This is a genomic window from Bifidobacterium apri (assembly GCF_009299485.1).
GTDB classification, from domain to species: Bacteria; Actinomycetota; Actinomycetes; order Actinomycetales; family Bifidobacteriaceae; genus Bifidobacterium; species Bifidobacterium apri.
Genome location: NZ_WBSO01000001.1, coordinates 49,706 through 67,467 on the forward strand (window position 1 = coordinate 49,706; position 17,762 = coordinate 67,467).

Consider the following 17,762-nt stretch of genomic DNA (forward strand, 5'->3'; position numbering starts at 1 on the left):
GCATAAGGCTATGCTTGCAACCCCGTGTACTTATTGGGCGTTACTTGGCCAAACCGGACTCACGAAGTGCCTTGAAGCCACCCTCGAGATCCTCGATGATGTCATCGATGTTCTCCAGGCCGATGGACAGGCGAATCGTGCCCTGGTGGATGCCCTGGTCCTCCAGCTCCTCCGGGGACTCCTGGGAGTGCGTGGTGGAAGCCGGGTGCACGACGAGGGACTTGGCGTCACCGACGTTCGCCAGCAGCGAGAACAGGTGCAGGTTGTTGATGAACACGCGTGCCGCGTCCTTGCCGCCCTTGATGTCGAAGGTGAAGATGGAGCCGCCGCCGTTCGGGAAGTACTTGGCGTACAGGTCGTGGTCCGCACGTCCCGGGACGGCCGGGTGGCTGACGGACTCGACTTCCGGCACGGTCTGCAGGTATTCGACGACCTTGAGGGCGTTCTGCACGTGGCGCTCAACGCGCAGGGAGAGCGTCTCGGTACCCTGCAGCAGCAGGAAGGCTGCGAACGGGGACAGCGTGGCGCCGGTGTCGCGCAGCAGGATGGCGCGTGCACGGGTGACGAATGCCACGGGGCCGAGGGCCTCATAGAAGTTGAGGTTGTGGTAGGACGGATCCGGCTCGGTCAGGGTCGGGAACTTGCCCGGCACCGCGGCCCAGTCGAACTTGCCGCCTTCCACGATCACACCGCCGAGGGTGGTGCCGTGGCCGCCGATGAACTTGGTGGCGGATTCGATTACGACATCCGCGCCGTGCTCCAGCGGGCGGAACAGGTACGGGGTGGCGAAGGTGTTGTCAACGAACAGCGGCAGGTTGTGCTTGTGGGCGATTTCGGCGACGGCCTCGATGTCTGCCAAGTCGGCGTTCGGGTTGCCGAAGGTCTCGATGTACAGCAGCTTCGTGTTGTCCTGGATGGCGTCTTCGAAGTTCTTCGGGTCGGACGGCTCGACGAAGGTCGTGTTCACGCCGTCGCGAGGAAGGGTGTGGCGCAGCAGGTTGAAGGTGCCGCCGTAGATGTGCTTGGAAGCGACGATGTGGTCGCCGGTCTGGGTGATGTTACGCACCGCGTATTCGACGGCTGCTGCGCCCGATGCGACCGCGAGGCCTGCGGTGCCGCCTTCAAGGGCGGCGATGCGGTCCTCGAACACGCCCTCGGTCGTGTTGGTCAAGCGGCCGTAGATGTTGCCCGGGTCCTGGAGGCCGAAGCGAGCCTCGGCGTGGTCGAAGTCATGGAAGACGTAGCTCGTGGTGGCGTAGATCGGGACCGCGCGGGAATCGGTCGCGGGATCCGCCTGCTCCTGACCGACATGCAACTGCAGGGTCTCAAAACGGTAGTGGTTGTTCTTTTCTGCCATGGTGGCGCTCCTTGGTTTGGTGTGTGGTTGGTTTCCGTCTTGCTCTCGCCGTCTTGGCTTTGCAGCCGCTCGGTGAGGTGTTGATTGAGAGATTAAGTCACCCGCGCAAGCCCTGCAACCTCGCCGTTATCGTGCTTAGCTATAACCGTTTAATGTGCCTTGCCACCTCAGGGTTTGACGGTCTCGGCTGAATCAAAAAATCTTGTCGCGAGGCACGCGACACGCCGACATGACGATCCGCGTATGACATGGGCGGGCGGCGCCGCGGCGAGCCGAGGACCGAGAAGTCCAAGGCGACATACTACAGTCATTGGCGACGCGACCGCGATGCCGGCGCGCAGAAAGGCTTCCCATGACCCACGATATGACGAATCAAGATGTCACGCTCTATCAGCGCGACCCCAAGTACATTCCCCGTATTGCCGCGGTGCATGACATGTGCGGATACGGCAAATGCTCGCTGACGGCGGCGATTCCGATTCTTTCCGCAGCTGGATGCGATGTGTGCCCGGTACCGACCGCCTTGTTCTCCGCGCACACCAGGTACCGGGTGTTCACCATGCATGACACGACTGAGATCCTCAATGACTATCTGGATGCCTGGCAGCAGGAGCATGTCGATCTTGATGGCGTGTACAGCGGTTTTCTGGGTTCCGCCGATCAGGTTGCGATCATCAAACGCCTGTATCGGGAATACCCGCATGCGTTGCGTTTGGTCGATCCTGTGATGGGCGACGGCGGCGAGATGTATCCGACGTATACGGAGCAGCTGTGCCGTGCCATGGGCGAACTGGTCGACGGCGCCGACGTGCTCATGCCGAATCTGACCGAGGCGAGCATCCTGACCGGACGGGACTATCCGGGGCAGAATCTTGACGACAAGCAGGTCGACGACATGTTGGACGCCCTGCTCGCGTTGGGAGCCAAGAATGTCGTGCTCAAGGGCATCGATCGCGGTGATGGCACGCTGCGCAACTATGTGGCAAGCGCCTCCACCGGTGCGGCGGGCAAGCAGGAGTTGGTGCACGACAAGTTGCCGTATATGACGCACGGCACCGGGGACGCTTATGCTTCCGCCTTGTGCGGGGCGATTATGGCGGGGCTGGGTTTGGCCGAGTCCGCAAGGATCGCCGGCGAATTCGTCCGCCATGCGATGATTCACACCGCCGATCAGCCTCATCATGAGGAGCGTGGCGTGAATTTCGAGCTTGATTTGGGCGATCTGACCGGGCTGGTTCGTCGCTGATAGTCTGTCTGCGGCTTACGACGGGAGCTTAACCGCTCCCGTTCATCTTTTGACCACATGTGCTCGTCATGCTGGCGTTGCGATGGTACGGCATGATGCAATGAGCCCATGAACGACAATCAGACAACCCATTCATGCAGTTTTCCCCATGCCCATGAGCAGGTTTCACGAACACTGGCCCACTGCCGGTCGGTGATGCTCGACCCGTGTACTTCAGCGAAAACACTGGGCGCTGCCGGAGAACAGTACGCCGCGTACTCGCTGATCAGACAGGATTGGCATCTGATCGCTTCCAACTGGCGGACCAGGTACGGGGAAATCGACCTGATCATGCTCACTGACGACCGCATCCTGGTGTTCGTTGAGGTGAAAACCAGACGCACGACACGCTTCGGCACCCCCGAGGAAGCCGTGCATGCAGCCAAACAGGCGGCGCTTCGCAAGGCAGGGCGGCTGTGGCTCAGTGAGCAGCAAGGCAACACACCGTATTACCGCGGCATCCGTTTCGACGTGGTCAGCATCCGGGTGTGCGGTTCAGACGTGGACTTGCGGCATCTTCCGGGGGCGTTCTGATGGCAAGAATCGGCAGCGCTTCCTCCATCGGGTTCCTTGGCTTGCGCGCATTCACCGTGCATATGCAGGCGTTCGTATCGCCGGGATTGCCGTATTTCTCGATTATCGGGCTTCCGGACACCTCGCTGAGCGAAGCACGGGAGCGTGTCCGGTCAGCATGCCAGGCAGCAGGATTTCAATGGCCGCAAACCCGGGTGACCGTGAACCTCTCCCCCGCTTCGATGCCGAAACGCGGTTCCGCTCACGATCTGGCGATAGCGGTGAGCGTACTCGGCGCGGCAGGAAAAATCAGCGGTGAAGCGCTGGCTCGAACCGTAGTGCTCGGAGAACTCAATCTCGACGGCAGTGTGCTGCCGGTTCCCGGCGTGTTACCCGCTGTCGTGCACGCCGCATCGCAAGGTATGTCGCGAGTCATCGTGCCGGCTGCGAATATCGAAGAAGCCGAACTCGTCCCGGATATCGCCGTGACCGGCGTGAGGCATATCGGCGAACTCATCGAATTGCTGGGAGGCAAAGCGACATACACGCTGTCACCGTCGCACAATGACGATCTGCCCGAAGCCGGGCACATCGAGGCGCCGGCAATCGGCGACATGAGCGAGGTCATCGGGCAGGACCACACGAAATGGGCGTTGCAGGTCGCCGCAGCCGGCGGGCATCACGCGCTGCTGGTCGGCCCTCCGGGTGCGGGCAAAACCATGCTCGCCTCCCGGCTGCCCGGAATCATGCGGCCGCTGAATGAAGACGAGCAGCTTGAAGTCGCGTCAGTACGCTCCCTGTGCGGCACACTGCCACGATACGGCATCACTGATGTCCCGCCGTATGAAGCGCCTCATCATACCGCCTCTTCGGCTTCCTTGGTCGGCGGTGGATCGGGCGTCGCCGTCCCCGGGGCGATCACCAAGGCGCATCGGGGCGTTCTGTTCATGGATGAAGCCCCGGAATTCTCCACGCGGGCGTTGCAAACCTTGCGTGAACCGTTGGAATCCGGATGCATCGCCCTATCCCGCGCCAAAGGCACCGCATGGTATCCCGCCAGATTCCAGCTGGTGATGGCCGCCAATCCGTGCCCCTGCGGGTACGCCTATGGCAACGGCGAGCGGTGCACATGCAGAGAGCGCGACCGGATACGGTATTTTTCAAGACTTTCCGGCCCGATTCTCGATCGCATTGACATCCAGGTGGAAGTCCCGCCCATCAACGAAATCGTCCTCGGCGGCGAGGGCGTGAGCGACAAAGACAGCGCGACGATGCGCGCCGAGGTCAGCGCCGCCCGCGATTGTGCGGCGGAACGCTTCCGTGGTCAGGGGTGGTCGTGCAACGCGCAAGCCGACGGCGTGTGGCTGCGGGAGCATACGTCACGGCAAGCCATCGAACTGGTCAATCGCGCCCTTGATTCCGGGCGTCTGAGCTTGCGCGGAGCCGATCGCGCCATGCGGCTGGCATGGACGCTTGCCGATATGCGCGGCGGAATGTCGCCAAACAGGCAGGATATGGCCCAAGGCATCGCGCTGAGAACACGCATGCGGTGACCGGCCGTTTCCCCGTTTCACGCCCTGCATCCGGAACCATCCATCGAGATATCACTCCGGCAAGCGGTGCTGCGATCCCGCAAGTTCGCCCATCTCGCTTCCACGCCATCCGGGTCGTCCAGCCGCCCGACGATGCCGCCCACCACGCTGGCACTGGCCAAGCATTCCACCGATCGCATCTGCAAAAGAGGTCTCCATGTCTTCAGCGCATCCCTCCTCCAATACTTCGGCTGAATCGTCCACGCCGACGACAATGCCGCCATCATCACTCTCGGTCGGAGAACCCGGCCATGGTCCTGCCCATCCGAGCGACGACACGCTCGCCCGCGCAGCGCTCACCTATTGCGTCGACAGCGCGGACGCCCTGATGTTCGCCACGCTCAAAGGCGCGCCCGGCGCCTGGAGTGTGCTGTCGGCGCTGCATTCGAGCGCATCATGGACGCCGGAGCACATGCAGTGGTTGCAGCCGACCGCGGCGAGCCGACTGGTAGAGTGGTTCGTCATCGGTGCCGCCCGTTGGGGTTTGCGGGTGGATTCCCGCGCGGTGGCCACCTTCCGCAAGTCGCTGGACGGGTGGCATACCCGTCTGCACGACCTGTTCACTCGCTTGGCAGTTGCAAACCGTAATGTCCAGTTTGAGCCGATGCCTTGGCGGTACGAGCATGATGACGGGCAAGATGACTGTTGCCCGATGCCTCAAGCGTTGGCCGAAGCGATCTGGTCCCATGCCACGGCGGACGGCCGGTACTGGCTGATCGGGCCAGATAGTCCGCTGTGGCCGGAGCACATCGATGATTTGTCCGTCCGCAAGGATTGGGCGGCGCCGTTATGCCTGTGGGGGCTGGGGCATGCCCCCGCGTTGAAAGCCTGCGACAGGCCGCTGGCCATCGTCGGTTCCCGCGGCGTCAATGAATACGGTCGCACCGTCGCATACAGCCTTGGACGCCATGCCGCGGGTGATGGACATACCGTGGTCTCGGGCGGAGCGATGGGTGCCGACGCCGCCGCCCACTGGGGAGCGATTCGGGCACGAGAGCAGTACGGGGATTCAGCCGGGCCGACCATCGCCGTCTTCGCCGGCGGACTGACTCATATCGGCCCGCGCAGCAACCAGATGCTGTTCGATGCGATTGTAGCGAATGAAGGCGCGCTGATCAGCGAGTCGTTCCCGGGAACCGTACCGCAGCCCCATCGGTTTCTACTGCGTAACCGCATCATCGCCGCCCTCGCGTCCACCGTGGTCGTGGCGCAGGCGCGCCGGCGATCAGGCGCGCTCAACACCGCCACATGGGCGACGGAACTGAACCGTGACATCTATGCCGCTCCCGGGGACATCACCATGCCAGGCAACGGCGGGTGCAACCGGCTGATCGCGGACGGCAAAGCGATGCTGCTGTACACGTGCGACACGGTGTCCGATATCTGCCATGACACCCACCCGCCTGTCACAAGCGGTGTCGTGCATATCGCGGATGCCGGGAGCACCGACGAATCAAGTCAAACCGGATCGTCAAGCATCGAAGCGGCCGGCACAGCCTCTCCCGAGGACTTACGGACGCGTCTGATCAACGTCATGCGTGCACGCCGTCGTCCGATGACCGCCGAGAACCTCTTTGCAGCCATCTCTCAGGGTGATTCATCGGCGGCACCGCAACAATCCCAGGATGTGCTCGCCGAACTCGGGTTGATGGAGCTGGAAGGCATCGTCGTCTGCGGGTCGGAGGGCTTCAAGCTCGCCACTGGCAACGGCTGAGATCGACGCGCAAGCCTTCGGCGCCCGCGTTGCCTTGCGCGCGAGCGCCGGTGAACACTACGCCTTCGCTCTCCAGCAGCGCCCGCTGCCGATCCGGCCCTCCGAAGGCGAATCCGGGAGCGAGCGAACCGTCCCGGAACACGACACGATGGCAGGGAATCACTCCGGGCTCAGGATTGGCATGCAACGCGTAGCCGACCATGCGCGCATTGCGCGGCTTGCCGGCGAGCGCGGCGACCTGCCCGTATGTGGCGACGCAGCCTGCAGGAATCCGCCGGACGATGTCATACACCTGATGATTGAACGATTGGCCCATGCCTCCATTATCCGCCACATGCCAGCCGACTCGCCCCGTTCCGCCTACGGCTGGGCGCTTCGTCCTGCCTTGTGCGAGAATCGAGGGTATGAGTCCGAAACATGTGGAACAGATGTACGATGCCCTGATTGTCGGTGCCGGTGCAGCCGGTTTGTCCGCGGCGCTCGGATTGCTGCGTTCGGAACGCATCGCAGCAATGACGCAGGCGGGGCATACGCCGAAGATCCTGGTGGTTTCCAAACTTCAGCCCTTGCGTTCGCACACCGGTTCCGCAGAAGGCGGCATCGCCGCAAGTCTGGGCAACGTGTCCGAAGATGACTGGCATTGGCATTATTACGATACGGTCAAAGGCGGCGACTGGCTCGTCGATCAGGATGCGGCGCAGCTGCTCGCCAAGGAGGCGCCCGCCACCGTCATCAATCTCGAACGTTCCGGAGTCGCGTTCTCACGCACCGCCGACGGTCACATCGCGCAACGCAAGTTCGGTGGCCATACCGCGCGTTTCGGCGAACAGCCGGTTCCTCGCGCCGCATACGCGGCGGACCGCATCGGCCATCAGATTCTGCATACGTTGTGGCAGCAGTGCGTTGCCCAAGGTGTTGAGTTCGCGGAGGAATGGTATGTCACCGACCTTGTACTCGACGAATCGCATGAGCAGGTGGCAGGTGTCGTCGCCTATGACACGCACACCGGCAAGGTGCATGCCCTGCATGCGCGCAATGTGCTGCTTGCCACAGGCGGCGCAGGACGCCTGTTCCATACCACGTCGAACTCGTGGGATCTGACCGGCGACGGCATGGCGCTCACCCTCGAAGCCGGGTTGCAGCTTGAAGACAGCGAATTCGTTCAATTCCACCCCACCGGGCTTGCCCACACCGGCATCCTCATTTCCGAGGCGGCACGAGCCGAGGGCGGCGTCCTGCGCAACAGCGACGGCGAAGCGTTCATGCAGCGCTATGCGCCCGGTCATGCCGACCTTGCGGCGCGTGACGTGGTGAGCCGTTCAATCATGGCGGAAATCGACGCCGGCCGGGGTGTCGCCGACCCGAAGGATCCGCAAGGCCCACGCGATTGTATCTGGCTCGACATGACCGGCATTGAGCCCGATCATATGCATGCGGTGCTCCCCCAAGTCGTGGAAACCATCGAGGATTATGCCGGCATTGACCCGACCAAGGATTATGTGCCGGTCAAGCCGACCGCCCACTACACGATGGGCGGCATCCCGATCACCGTCGACGGCGAAGTCTACACGTGGGCGGATGACGAACGCCATGTGATCGCCGGTCTGTATGCCGCGGGTGAATGCTCCTGCGTCAGCGTCCATGGTGCGAACCGGCTCGGCGGGAACTCGCTGTTGGACGCATGCCTGTTCGGCCACCGAGCCGGCGTTGCCGTGGGTGCACGTATCGCCGGCTCGCCTGACACGGCAGCCCAAGATGCCGCCACGGCGACGGCGGACCAGTCCCATGACACGGTCGAGGCGGCCGCCCAGGCGCGTAGGAATGAGCTCAGCGACCTGCTCAAGCCGAATGACCCGGCCGCCGCCGACACCGACGATACGGCTTCACACCACCCGGAAAACGACAACGCATACCGGCTGTTGGCGGATCTCGGAGCCGCGATGGAACGCGCATTGGCTGTCCGGTGCAACCATGACAGCATCGCCGAAGCACTGCGCCTGGTTGACAGCGATTTCACCGAACGGGCACGCGCCCTGCACGCGCACAGCGAATCGCCCGCATTCAATCAAGAAGTCACCGCCATCTGGGAAGTCCGGCACCTGTTGGAACTCGCTAAAGCGGTTCTGCGCGCGTCGGACGCGCGGCACGAATCCCGCGGGTCGCTCAAACGCACCGACTATCCGAACCGTGACGACAAGCAGTATCTTGCCCACTCGATGGTCGGCGGCACGGGTGAGGTCGCTTGGCAACCGGTGCATATCCTCGACATGCCTCCGCAGGCACGCGCATACTAATCGGGCACTGGTCGTGGCACACTATATTCGGTTTGGACAACAGGAGGCTGGCAATGAATGGCAATGACGGGACCCGTGTGCAGGTGACGCTCCGGGTGCATCGGTTCACTCCGCGCCCCGAACGCGAGCACACCCGCTCCGGCAGCCCGTTCGCGAAACAGGGATCCCCCTTCGGCTCTGGGACGGCGCGCAGACGCCCGCGCGGCAAACAGTGGGTTCAGGATTATGCGCTCACGGTTCTGCCGGACACGACGATCCTGGATTGCCTGCTTAATATCAAGCGCACCCAGGATCCAAGCCTGGCGTTCCGCTATTCCTGCGGGCATGGCATGTGCGGTTCGGATGCCGTTGCCGTCAATGGCACCCCGACGCTGTTATGCACGGCGAAAGTCAAGGATTGGGCTGTCCGGCAGCATGCACAGAACACCGTGGACACCGATGGTTTCCGCAAAACGGCCGAGGCTGGCACCGCCACGGACACCGCCGACGAAGCATCAGGCGCAAACCCGTCCGACGCTGGGGACGACGCCCCGCTTATCGTCGAATTGGCGGCATTGCCTGGATTCCCCGTGCAACGTGATCTGATTGCCGACATCGACCCGATGCTCGATCAGATCAAACGTCTGCAACCATATTTGCAGGCGGACGGCGTACTAGCCACCACGAAAGACGGGAAGATCGACGTTTTCGAATATCTGCAACGTCCCGAACAGCTTGCTGCATATGAGACGCTCAGCAACTGCATCGCATGCGGCGTGTGCGAAGGCAGCTGCCCGGTATTCGCCGGCGGCGAAGCGTTCATCGGCCCCGCCGCACTCATCACCGCGTCGCGATTCATCAACGATTCCCGGGATACCGCGGCTGACGCGCGTATGGACGCGATTGACACCGCGGACGGCATCGCAGCCTGCCAGTCGGTACGCGCCTGTTCGCGCCACTGTCCACGCGGCATTGATGTCGGCGAGGAAATCTGGCAGCTGATCGCCAAAGTCAAGGAGCGCTGAGCGTCCGCGACAGCCGCCACGAGGCGCGCCATCTAGCCATCCAGCATCCGTCTGCGGCGTCCCCATACCGCAGACGGCACATCCACCCCATGGGGACGAATGTCATGGAACACACACCACAATCATCACTCACCGCCATCTGGACCAATGTCGAAGATCATGCCTTGAAACGGCAATCAACCGGTCTCGCGCAAGCCAGAGCCCGTGCGACCGAAGCGGGCGCTCCCCAAGGATCGGCGGCGCAGGCGGAACTCCTTCGTGTACTCGAACACATGGTCGGCGCGACATCCGTGATTGTGGTCGGAACCGGCGCGGTGGTGGAAACGTACCAGTTGCTTGACGGGCTTGACGGGCACGGACTGTTGACCGCGGTTGACTCATCCGCGCAAGGGATCGCCATGATCCGCAGTCTGCTGCGTGAGCTCTCCGACAGTACACAGGCGACATTGCGCGCGGTCAGCGCCCCTGCCCGCGTGTTCCTGCCACGGCTCAATGCTGCGGATTATGATTTCATCGTCGTGACCGGGGATACGGACAACTATCGTGCGACATACGACCAAGCATTTCGCCTGTTGAGCAAGGGCGGCATCATCGCGTTCACGGATATGCTGCCGTTTGCAGAGCAGTCTGGCGAGACATCAGACGACCAGGCAGCAGCGGTGGATGCCGGGAAAGCCGACGCGATGCGGCAATTGCTGGCCGATGTGGAGGATGACGAACGGTTCGACTGCACGCTCACCCCAAACGGCATGGGCCTGCTGCTGGCCGTCAAGCGCTGAATCGTAGCGGGTATTCCCCACGGCACGCCATCCACAACCTTTTGCCGACGCCAAGAGCCTGCTCAGCGTCGGTAGAACCAGGATTACAACCCTCTGCCGACACCGACGACACAGTGAACGTCGACAGAAGCAGAACCACAACCCACTGCCGACACTGAGAGCCTCCTCAACGTCGGCAAAAACAGAGCCACAACCAACTGCCGACGCTAAGAGACTCCTCAGCGTCGGCAGAAGCAGGTTGTGAACCAATTATGAGGCGCCGCCGGCGAACACCGCGCTCCCCGCATGCCACGCCCCACGCCTATGACCGGGTGCGACCCGCGACTGACTACGCCCGACTGTCGCCGAGCGCGATACGCACTGCCTCGCCAGGATCATCGGTGAACCGCACCAGATGCGGGTCGAGCGGCGAAATCATCCGCCGTGCCTCAACCGTGCTTGTCACCCAATCGAATAACCCGCGCCAATACGCCGTGTCGAACAGCACAATCGGAATGGACTTGACTTTGTGCGTCTGCACCAAGGTGAGCAGCTCGAACATCTCGTCCAACGTGCCGAACCCTCCCGGGCAGACGATTACGCCAGACGAGTATTTCATGAACATGGTTTTGCGCACGAAGAAGTAGCGGAAGCTCATGCCGAGATTCACCCACTCGTTGAGCCCCTGTTCGTGCGGCAGCTCGATGCCGAGCCCCACCGATTTGCCATTCATTTCGCTGGCGCCCCGGTTCGCGGCTTCCATGATGCCCGGCCCTCCCCCGGTGATGACCGCATATCCAGCCTTTGCTATGTTTCTGCCCATTGAACGCGCGGCTTGGTATGCCGGATCCTCCTGGGATGTGCGCGCAGATCCGAACACGCTGATCGCGGGACCGAGTTCCGCGAGCGCTCCGAATCCGTCGACGAATTCCGCCTGGATGCGAAGCACTCGCCAAGGATCCATATGCAGCCAGTCCGTCGGCTGGTTGTCGCGCAGCAGGTTGGCGGTCGCGCTTTCCTCGGGAATCATGCGCCCGCGGAGCATGACCGGACCTGACATATAGGTCATCTGGTCGTCAACGGTCGTTTGGTCGCCCTCATGCACGACATGATGTTCAGCCTGATGTTCGGATTTAGGGAATGGTGACGTTGCTGACGGTTCCTGCCGCGTATCTGTCATGACTGCTCCTCAGTGTTCTGCGCGTGCTGCCGATTCTGCCGGTATTCACGTATCCGATTCTCAGGGAACACCTCACTGCTGACAATCTCAGTGCCGTCAGGCAGCAGTCCAGGCTTCTCAACAGCGGCAGCCGATGCTTGCGGCACAGCCTGCGCATCACGGGATGAGGCAAGCCGCTCATATTGTTTCGATTGCCGACTGAGCAGAACGCCAGACACCGCCGCTGCGAGCAGCGAGGCCAGCAGCACCCCGAACCGTGCTTCCGCGGACAGCTCGGTATCGGTGTACGCCAGCGTGGCGATCAGGAAGGACACGGTAAAGCCGATTCCGCACGCGCAGGCTGCCGGGAACAGGTCGCGTACGCGCAGCCCCTTCGGCATGCTCAGTCCGCCGAACCGGGTTGACAGCCAGGCGGTGAGCATGATGCCAAGCGGCTTGCCGACCACAAGCGCCACCACAATGCCGACGACAATCGGGGATACGAACAACAGCAGCGACAACGAACCAATGTGCACGCCCGTGGCGAACAGCGCGAATATTGGCAATGCAAGCAACGCGGAGAACGGTTGCAGCTTGTCATGGTAGCGTTCGGCCCGTGGCGTCGATTCACCGTACTTCTCGCGCGACGGGGTCAGCAACCCTACCAGCACGCCAGCCAGCGTGGGGTGAATGCCGGCTTCGAACATCATGACCCATGCGAGAATGCCGACCGCCCCTACAGCAAGCCAAGGCACGCGCTTGCGGCGGACCAGCACGTACCATACGGCGGCGCAGACGGCGATGCCGATAAACCAGTACCAGCTGTTGAGCGAGGAGAAGAACACGGCGATCAAGATGATCGCAAGCAGATCATCGACCGTGGCGAGGGTCATGAGAAACGCCCTGATGGAGCCGGGCAACGCCTTGGCGAACAAGGCGAGGACCGTCAGGGAGAAGGCGATATCCGTTGCGGTCGGAACCGCCCAACCGTGGGAGGCGGTGCCGAAGGGTACGACCGCACCGGTCGCGATGGTCATGCTGCCGACCGCCGGCGGCGCGAACTGCGAGTACAGGCTGATCACTGCGACAAACAGGATGGGCGGAACCAACATGCCGCCCACTGCGCACAGCATCGGTACAGCGGCGGCCTTGGGGTTCGCAAGCGAACCGGTGGTGAGCTCCTGCTTGAGATCAAGCCCCACCATGAGGAAGAAGACCGTCAATAGGCCGTCTTGCGCCCAATGGCTGATCGGCAGCATCAGGTTCGTTCCCGGAATACCGATGGTGTATTCGGCAACAGCTTCGAAGCCGTGCATCGTCCACGGTAGATTCGCCAACAGCAGGCCGAGCAGGGCGAATCCGAGCATAATCAGCCCGGATATGCGGTCCGATGCGGCGATGCGCCTGATGGTCGTCCATACTCCCCTGTGTTGTGCCATATCACTCCCGTCGCATATGATGCCATACGGCATGCGGAAAACATATATATGCCCATTGTAAAAAATGGTCTGTGAACTGTTCCGCCCGGAGCTGACACACTCCGCACAATGCCGCCAGTCCATACATATGCCGTGTTGGCGCACTTGACGCTGATGTCTTCAGAGGCACGACTCGGAAGCGATATCGTTCTCTATCCCTGCTTGTGCCGACACTCACAGCACACCCAGCGTGGGCAGAAGGATGGGAACCTGCTTCTACCGACACTCAGAGACCCCAAATCGTCGGTAAAAGCTCCTACCTACACTCAGACACTCCTCAACGTCGGCAAAATGGTCCGATGACGCTGAGGCACCCGTAAGCGTCGGCAGAGAGTACGGGCCGCGCACACTGTTGTGCATCGCCGCCCGGGGTTATTGGCCAAAATGTGTGTCCGGAAATCGTGTGTAGGGGTTGTTCTGCCGGGCGTGTCGCGGTTTCGAATCCTCATGCCGCCACTTTCGAGCCCGGCCAGAATGTGTGTCCGAAACCGGCGCGGACCCGTTGCGGCGCAAGGCGTACAGGCGATTCGAATGTGCCGGGTCGCGCATGTCATGACATACGTCGTGCGCCAGACAGAAGGCTTCCCGCACTGTCCGGTAGCCATAGCGTCGGTTTGCGTATGCCTGGGCATGCACGAACCGCAAAACAGGGATCTCCACTGCCGTTTTCCGTCGATATCCGTTCAGCTTCGCATGTCACGGCATACAGGACGTGCACACGACCAGAGCAACAATCAAGACTCCCACACACCCCACCAGCAGACACACATACTGGCCTATAACCCGAGAACTCCAAGCCACTTCAGTCGTCACTGCGGCACCTGTTAGCGTCGATAGACGCTGAGGGGTTAAATGACAAAATGTGTGTTTTATTTTGCCACTTATCCCTACTGACGCAAGGCGCGTCGCGGGGTGATTTTGAATCCGGGGCATTATCGGCGTCCCCGCTTGACTTTTCCGGAAAACCTGATCCAGCGGCTTCAGATGACAGGCGAAAGAGCATCATCCCAGACACCCTCCAAATAGCAACCAGTAGAAGGGACATGACACCGACATTCACACGGATGGGGGCTTGACGCCAGGACCCACCGAGCAGGATGCGCCAATGACGCTACCTCGACACGCCGGAATAAAACACACATTTTGTCATTTAACCCCAGGATTCGGCATAAGGCATATAGGAACTAAAGTTATTGCTTATAATCCCCGCAGGCGTTGTGGCCGTAAGCGTGTCGGGGTGTCGAACTTGGCTCCTGTGTCTTCATGGAGTGATGAGGACACGATCAAACTGGGCCCCGGGGTGTGGATTGTGCGGGGCGAGAATGAAGAAACGGGGCGTATAGGAAAAAACGTGGTGCTAATGATACGGTCGAGCCTTTGCGGGAGTAAGTGTGTCGCGGGGTGATTAATCATTCGCTTATTAATCCCCGCCTATCGGGGATGTCGTGCCGCCCGTCGCCGTTGCATATATCGCATGAGGACGAAATCAAGAAAAGCACGCAGGTGCCCTGTCTGCGGCACGTCGATGAAGAAGAACGGATGCGCGGCCGTGCAGGACGAACCCAAAACCGAGCAACTACGGCAACGGCATCCAGTCGTACAACAGGGACGACCCCGCCGTCGAGACTGGATTCCACATCCGCAAAGGACACGTCGGATAGCCAAAAACGAAGTCTAAAGCACCACGTTTTTTCCTATACGCCAAGAACGGCCATGACAGGCTCGGGCGCCAACGCTGGATACGCCCGGGGTGCAGGACGACGGGCTCGGCACGCGACCTGTCCAGGCGCAGGCGTGCCGAGCTGGCGGAGTTCCGGCATATAGGAACCTTCGACGGAGACGCCCCGGAACCCGGCACCTCAATCGAATGGACTGACCTGCACATGCCCGTCTTCAACGCCTGAACGAGAAGTCTAAAGCAATAACTTTGGTTCCTATATGTCCGGCATAAGGAAGGGCTGGGCGGGCAGAACCCGATGACGCTACCTCGACACGCCGGAATAAAACACACATTTTGTCATTTAACCCCGACTGAGCATGGTGATTTCATGAGAGGGGACGAAAAACAAAAACCCTCGGAACAATCCGAGGGTTTATCTGTGCGCCAGACAGGATTCGAACCTGCAACCTGCTGATCCGTAGTCAGCTGCTCTAATCCATTGGGCTACTGGCGCATGTGCTTTCTTCTTGCTGATTTCTCAGCTCGTTTCCGGCAACTCCATTAATATACAACAGAGTCGCCGCATTGCCAACTTACGGCGTGTCGCCTTATGGCAGTAGGGTTTTCTCTCCCTCAAGCACGACGGGATCCAGATCGACGCCCGTCATGTTCGGGATGAATGATGGCGATATCCGCCGTCGGAGCCGCATCGGCGTCGGCACCATCAACACCATCAGCGTCATCAGCCACATGTGCTCCGCCAGTCCCATCACCGGCATCGTCACCCGCGCCACCCGTAGAGGCGCCACCTGCAGCCGATCGACCCCGGAACGCCGGCGCATCTTCCAAACGCTCCCCTGCCGCAAGCAGCACCGGCTTGCCTGTTCCAACAATCGCGTCGGCATCCACCACAACACGGGCAACACCCTGCATCTGCGGCAGTTCATACATCGTCCCTTCAAGGGCGTGTTCAATAATCGAACGCAATCCCCTGGCACCGGTCCCCTGCGTGATGGCTGTTTTCGCGATGGCCGCAATCGCAGCGGGCGTGAACTCCAAATCCACCCCATCAACCAGGAACAGTTTCTGATATTGCTTGACCAGCGCATTGGCCGGCTCGGTGAGAATCCTCTCGAGATCGTTCCGCCCCAACGCATGCAGGGTCGTGACCACCGGGAGCCTGCCGATGAACTCCGGCAGCAGGCCAAACGCCTCCAGATCGTCCGCATTCGCCTGGGCCAACAGTTCGTCCTGCGTAAGCTCATGATCATGCCACGACGCACCGAAACCGCTTTCATGGGCGCCGACACGCTGCGCGACGATATCCGTCAGCCCGACGAACGCACCGCCGCAAATGAACAGGATATCCCGCGTATCGATCTGCACGCTTTCCTGCTCGCGATGTTTGCGCGTGCCTTCGAGCGGGACCGTCGCCACCGTGCCTTCAAGGATCTTCAGCAACGCCTGCTGAACACCCTCCCCGCTCACATCGCGGGTGATTGACGTATTCTCCCCGCTTTTACGCGCGATCTTGTCGATCTCGTCGATATAGATGATGCCATGCCGCGCTCGTTCAAGATCACCATCCGCCTCCTGGATGAGCCGCTGCAACACGGTTTCCACATCGTCGCCGACATACCCCGCTTCAGTCAGCGTTGTGGCGTCAGCGATGACGAACGGCACATGCATCACTTCGGCGAGCGTCTGGGCAAGATATGTTTTGCCCACACCCGTAGGGCCGAGCATCAGGATGTTGGATTTCGCCACACGAACATCCGCGAAGCGATCAGACGCGCCACGGGCTTCACCGGCGTTGCGCAGGAGTTCCAATTGCCGGCGTTCCGTCCCCGCAGCCGCCTCCTGAAGCTCCATATTGACACGCTTGTAATGGTTGTATACCGCGACCGCCAGCGTGCGTTTCGCCTCCGTCTGGCCGATGACATGCGAATCAAGATACTGCATGATCTGCGCAGGCTTGGGCACGTCGAGTGCGTTGCGTTCAGCGTCACGACGCTCCTCGTCGCCAATCATCTCGACGCAAAGCGCGATGCATTCGTCACAGATGGCGACCCCCGGTCCGGCGACCAGCTTACGAACCTGTCGTTCGGTTTTCCCGCAGAACGTGCACTGTCGTATATCATCCTGATAGCTGATGACCCGGCTCATGAAGCCTCCTTCGTTGCGGCTGACACAACGCGGCATTGCGGCGCCGCGTACCTCAGTATACGAGAACACCCCCGACGCGTTGCCGCCGGGGGTGTTCGCCTGTCCCGCTACTTGCGCGGGGAAAGTACGGCGTCGACCATGCCGTAGTCTTTGGCTTCTTCCGCCGTCAGGAAGGTGTCGACTTCGATGTCCTTGCGGATCTTCTCGACATCCTGACCGGTATGCTTGGCGAGCGTGTTCTCAAGCCATTCACGCATACGGAGCATCTCCTTGGCCTGGATCTCGATTTCCGTGGCCTTGCCGAAGCCCTGGTCGATGGACGGCTGATGGATTAGCACGCGGGCATTGGGAAGGATCATGCGCTTGCCCTTGGTGCCTGCGGCAAGCAGAATCGCCGCCGCCGACGCCGCCTGCCCGAGGCACACGGTCTGTACATCAGGCTTGATGTACTGCATGGTGTCGTAGATTGCGGTCATCGCGGTCATGGAACCGCCAGGCGAATTGATGTACATCATCACATCACGATTCGGATCCTGGCTTTCCAGCACCAGCAACTGGGCCATAATGTCATCCGCCGACGTGTCATCGACCTGCACGCCCATGAAGATGATGCGGTCCTCGAACAGCTTGGTGTACGGATCCTGCGTCTTCATACCATACGGGGTGCGTTCACCGAACTGCGGCAATACATACCGGTTCTGTGGCTGATACGCACCCATGCCTTGCGGGCCTGCAAGACGTTGCGCGCGCTGCACGAATCGTGCCTCTTCACTTGCCATATG

13 protein-coding genes and 1 tRNA gene are annotated in these 17,762 nt (G+C 61.2%); 7 read left to right on the forward strand and 7 right to left on the reverse strand.

All coding sequences use genetic code 11. The features are described 5' to 3' along the window. Positions 1 to 40 precede the first annotated feature (40 nt). Positions 41 to 1,357: an O-acetylhomoserine aminocarboxypropyltransferase/cysteine synthase family protein gene (locus DSM100238_RS00185; protein ID WP_152354752.1), complete on the reverse strand. Its 1,317-nt coding sequence runs from the start codon at positions 1,355 to 1,357 to the stop codon at positions 41 to 43. 364 nt (positions 1,358 to 1,721) lie between these two features. Here DSM100238_RS00185 and DSM100238_RS00190 point away from each other — a divergent pair, with 364 nt between their 5' ends. From DSM100238_RS00190 to DSM100238_RS00205, 4 genes are all read left to right on the forward strand, one after another. Next, positions 1,722 to 2,603: a PfkB family carbohydrate kinase gene (locus DSM100238_RS00190; protein ID WP_152354753.1), complete on the forward strand. Its 882-nt coding sequence runs from the start codon at positions 1,722 to 1,724 to the stop codon at positions 2,601 to 2,603. Positions 2,604 to 2,711: 108 nt separating this feature from the next. After that, positions 2,712 to 3,176: a YraN family protein gene (locus tag DSM100238_RS00195; protein ID WP_240812251.1), complete on the forward strand. Its 465-nt coding sequence runs from the start codon at positions 2,712 to 2,714 to the stop codon at positions 3,174 to 3,176. Continuing rightward, positions 3,176 to 4,708: a YifB family Mg chelatase-like AAA ATPase gene (locus DSM100238_RS00200; RefSeq protein ID WP_152354754.1), complete on the forward strand. Its 1,533-nt coding sequence runs from the start codon at positions 3,176 to 3,178 to the stop codon at positions 4,706 to 4,708. Before DSM100238_RS00195 ends, DSM100238_RS00200 begins: the two co-directional genes overlap by 1 nt. Before the next feature lie 196 nt (positions 4,709 to 4,904). Then, entirely contained in the window at positions 4,905 to 6,461 is a 1,557-nt protein-coding gene (locus tag DSM100238_RS00205; protein ID WP_152354755.1) for a DNA-processing protein DprA, read from the forward strand. Here the strand turns inward: DSM100238_RS00205 and DSM100238_RS00210 are convergent. After that, a complete protein-coding gene (locus tag DSM100238_RS00210) occupies positions 6,436 to 6,777 on the reverse strand; it encodes an MGMT family protein (protein WP_167510945.1) in 342 nt (113 codons plus the stop codon). The two genes, DSM100238_RS00205 and DSM100238_RS00210, sit on opposite strands and share 26 nt — an antisense overlap. Positions 6,778 to 6,865: 88 nt before the next feature. On the opposite strand from DSM100238_RS00210, the gene DSM100238_RS00215 reads away from it, so the two are divergent. From DSM100238_RS00215 to DSM100238_RS00225, 3 genes are all read left to right on the forward strand, one after another. Continuing rightward, entirely contained in the window at positions 6,866 to 8,755 is a 1,890-nt protein-coding gene (locus DSM100238_RS00215) for an FAD-binding protein (RefSeq protein WP_152354756.1), read from the forward strand. Positions 8,756 to 8,808: 53 nt separating this feature from the next. Further along, positions 8,809 to 9,759, forward strand: coding sequence for a succinate dehydrogenase/fumarate reductase iron-sulfur subunit (locus DSM100238_RS00220; protein ID WP_152354757.1), 951 nt, complete (start codon positions 8,809 to 8,811; stop codon positions 9,757 to 9,759). Between the two features lie 104 nt (positions 9,760 to 9,863). Continuing rightward, a complete protein-coding gene (locus tag DSM100238_RS00225; RefSeq protein WP_152354758.1) occupies positions 9,864 to 10,538 on the forward strand; it encodes an O-methyltransferase in 675 nt (224 codons plus the stop codon). Between the two features lie 328 nt (positions 10,539 to 10,866). Here the strand turns inward: DSM100238_RS00225 and DSM100238_RS00230 are convergent, their stop codons facing one another. The 5 genes from DSM100238_RS00230 to DSM100238_RS00250 form a co-directional block, all read right to left on the reverse strand. Beyond that, positions 10,867 to 11,586 (reverse strand): LOG family protein, encoded by a 720-nt coding sequence (locus tag DSM100238_RS00230; RefSeq protein ID WP_152354945.1) that lies wholly within the window; start codon positions 11,584 to 11,586, stop codon positions 10,867 to 10,869. A 107-nt stretch (positions 11,587 to 11,693) separates the two neighbouring features. Continuing rightward, on the reverse strand, positions 11,694 to 13,115 hold the full coding sequence (locus DSM100238_RS00235; protein ID WP_152354759.1) for a Na+/H+ antiporter NhaA: 1,422 nt from the start codon (positions 13,113 to 13,115) through the stop codon (positions 11,694 to 11,696). A 2,139-nt stretch (positions 13,116 to 15,254) separates the two neighbouring features. Continuing rightward, positions 15,255 to 15,328: transfer RNA gene (locus DSM100238_RS00240), tRNA-Arg, on the reverse strand. Between the two features lie 119 nt (positions 15,329 to 15,447). Further along, the gene (gene clpX / locus DSM100238_RS00245; RefSeq protein WP_152354760.1) at positions 15,448 to 16,980 is read right to left on the reverse strand and encodes an ATP-dependent Clp protease ATP-binding subunit ClpX; all 1,533 of its coding nucleotides are present in this window, start codon (positions 16,978 to 16,980) and stop codon (positions 15,448 to 15,450) included. A 107-nt stretch (positions 16,981 to 17,087) separates the two neighbouring features. After that, a complete protein-coding gene (locus DSM100238_RS00250) occupies positions 17,088 to 17,759 on the reverse strand; it encodes an ATP-dependent Clp protease proteolytic subunit (RefSeq protein WP_152354761.1) in 672 nt (223 codons plus the stop codon). Positions 17,760 to 17,762: the final 3 nt, after the last annotated feature.

Coding starts and splice junctions, on each gene's coding strand:
- DSM100238_RS00185 (WP_152354752.1), bottom strand. CDS start 1,357: ATGGCAGAAAAGAACAACCACTACCGTTTTGAGACCCTGCAGTTGCAT.
- DSM100238_RS00190 (WP_152354753.1), top strand. CDS start 1,722: ATGACGAATCAAGATGTCACGCTCTATCAGCGCGACCCCAAGTACATT.
- DSM100238_RS00195 (WP_240812251.1), top strand. CDS start 2,712: ATGAACGACAATCAGACAACCCATTCATGCAGTTTTCCCCATGCCCAT.
- DSM100238_RS00200 (WP_152354754.1), top strand. CDS start 3,176: ATGGCAAGAATCGGCAGCGCTTCCTCCATCGGGTTCCTTGGCTTGCGC.
- DSM100238_RS00205 (WP_152354755.1), top strand. CDS start 4,905: ATGTCTTCAGCGCATCCCTCCTCCAATACTTCGGCTGAATCGTCCACG.
- DSM100238_RS00210 (WP_167510945.1), bottom strand. CDS start 6,777: ATGGGCCAATCGTTCAATCATCAGGTGTATGACATCGTCCGGCGGATT.
- DSM100238_RS00215 (WP_152354756.1), top strand. CDS start 6,866: ATGAGTCCGAAACATGTGGAACAGATGTACGATGCCCTGATTGTCGGT.
- DSM100238_RS00220 (WP_152354757.1), top strand. CDS start 8,809: ATGAATGGCAATGACGGGACCCGTGTGCAGGTGACGCTCCGGGTGCAT.
- DSM100238_RS00225 (WP_152354758.1), top strand. CDS start 9,864: ATGGAACACACACCACAATCATCACTCACCGCCATCTGGACCAATGTC.
- DSM100238_RS00230 (WP_152354945.1), bottom strand. CDS start 11,586: ATGACCTATATGTCAGGTCCGGTCATGCTCCGCGGGCGCATGATTCCC.
- DSM100238_RS00235 (WP_152354759.1), bottom strand. CDS start 13,115: ATGGCACAACACAGGGGAGTATGGACGACCATCAGGCGCATCGCCGCA.
- clpX (WP_152354760.1), bottom strand. CDS start 16,980: ATGAGCCGGGTCATCAGCTATCAGGATGATATACGACAGTGCACGTTC.
- DSM100238_RS00250 (WP_152354761.1), bottom strand. CDS start 17,759: ATGGCAAGTGAAGAGGCACGATTCGTGCAGCGCGCGCAACGTCTTGCA.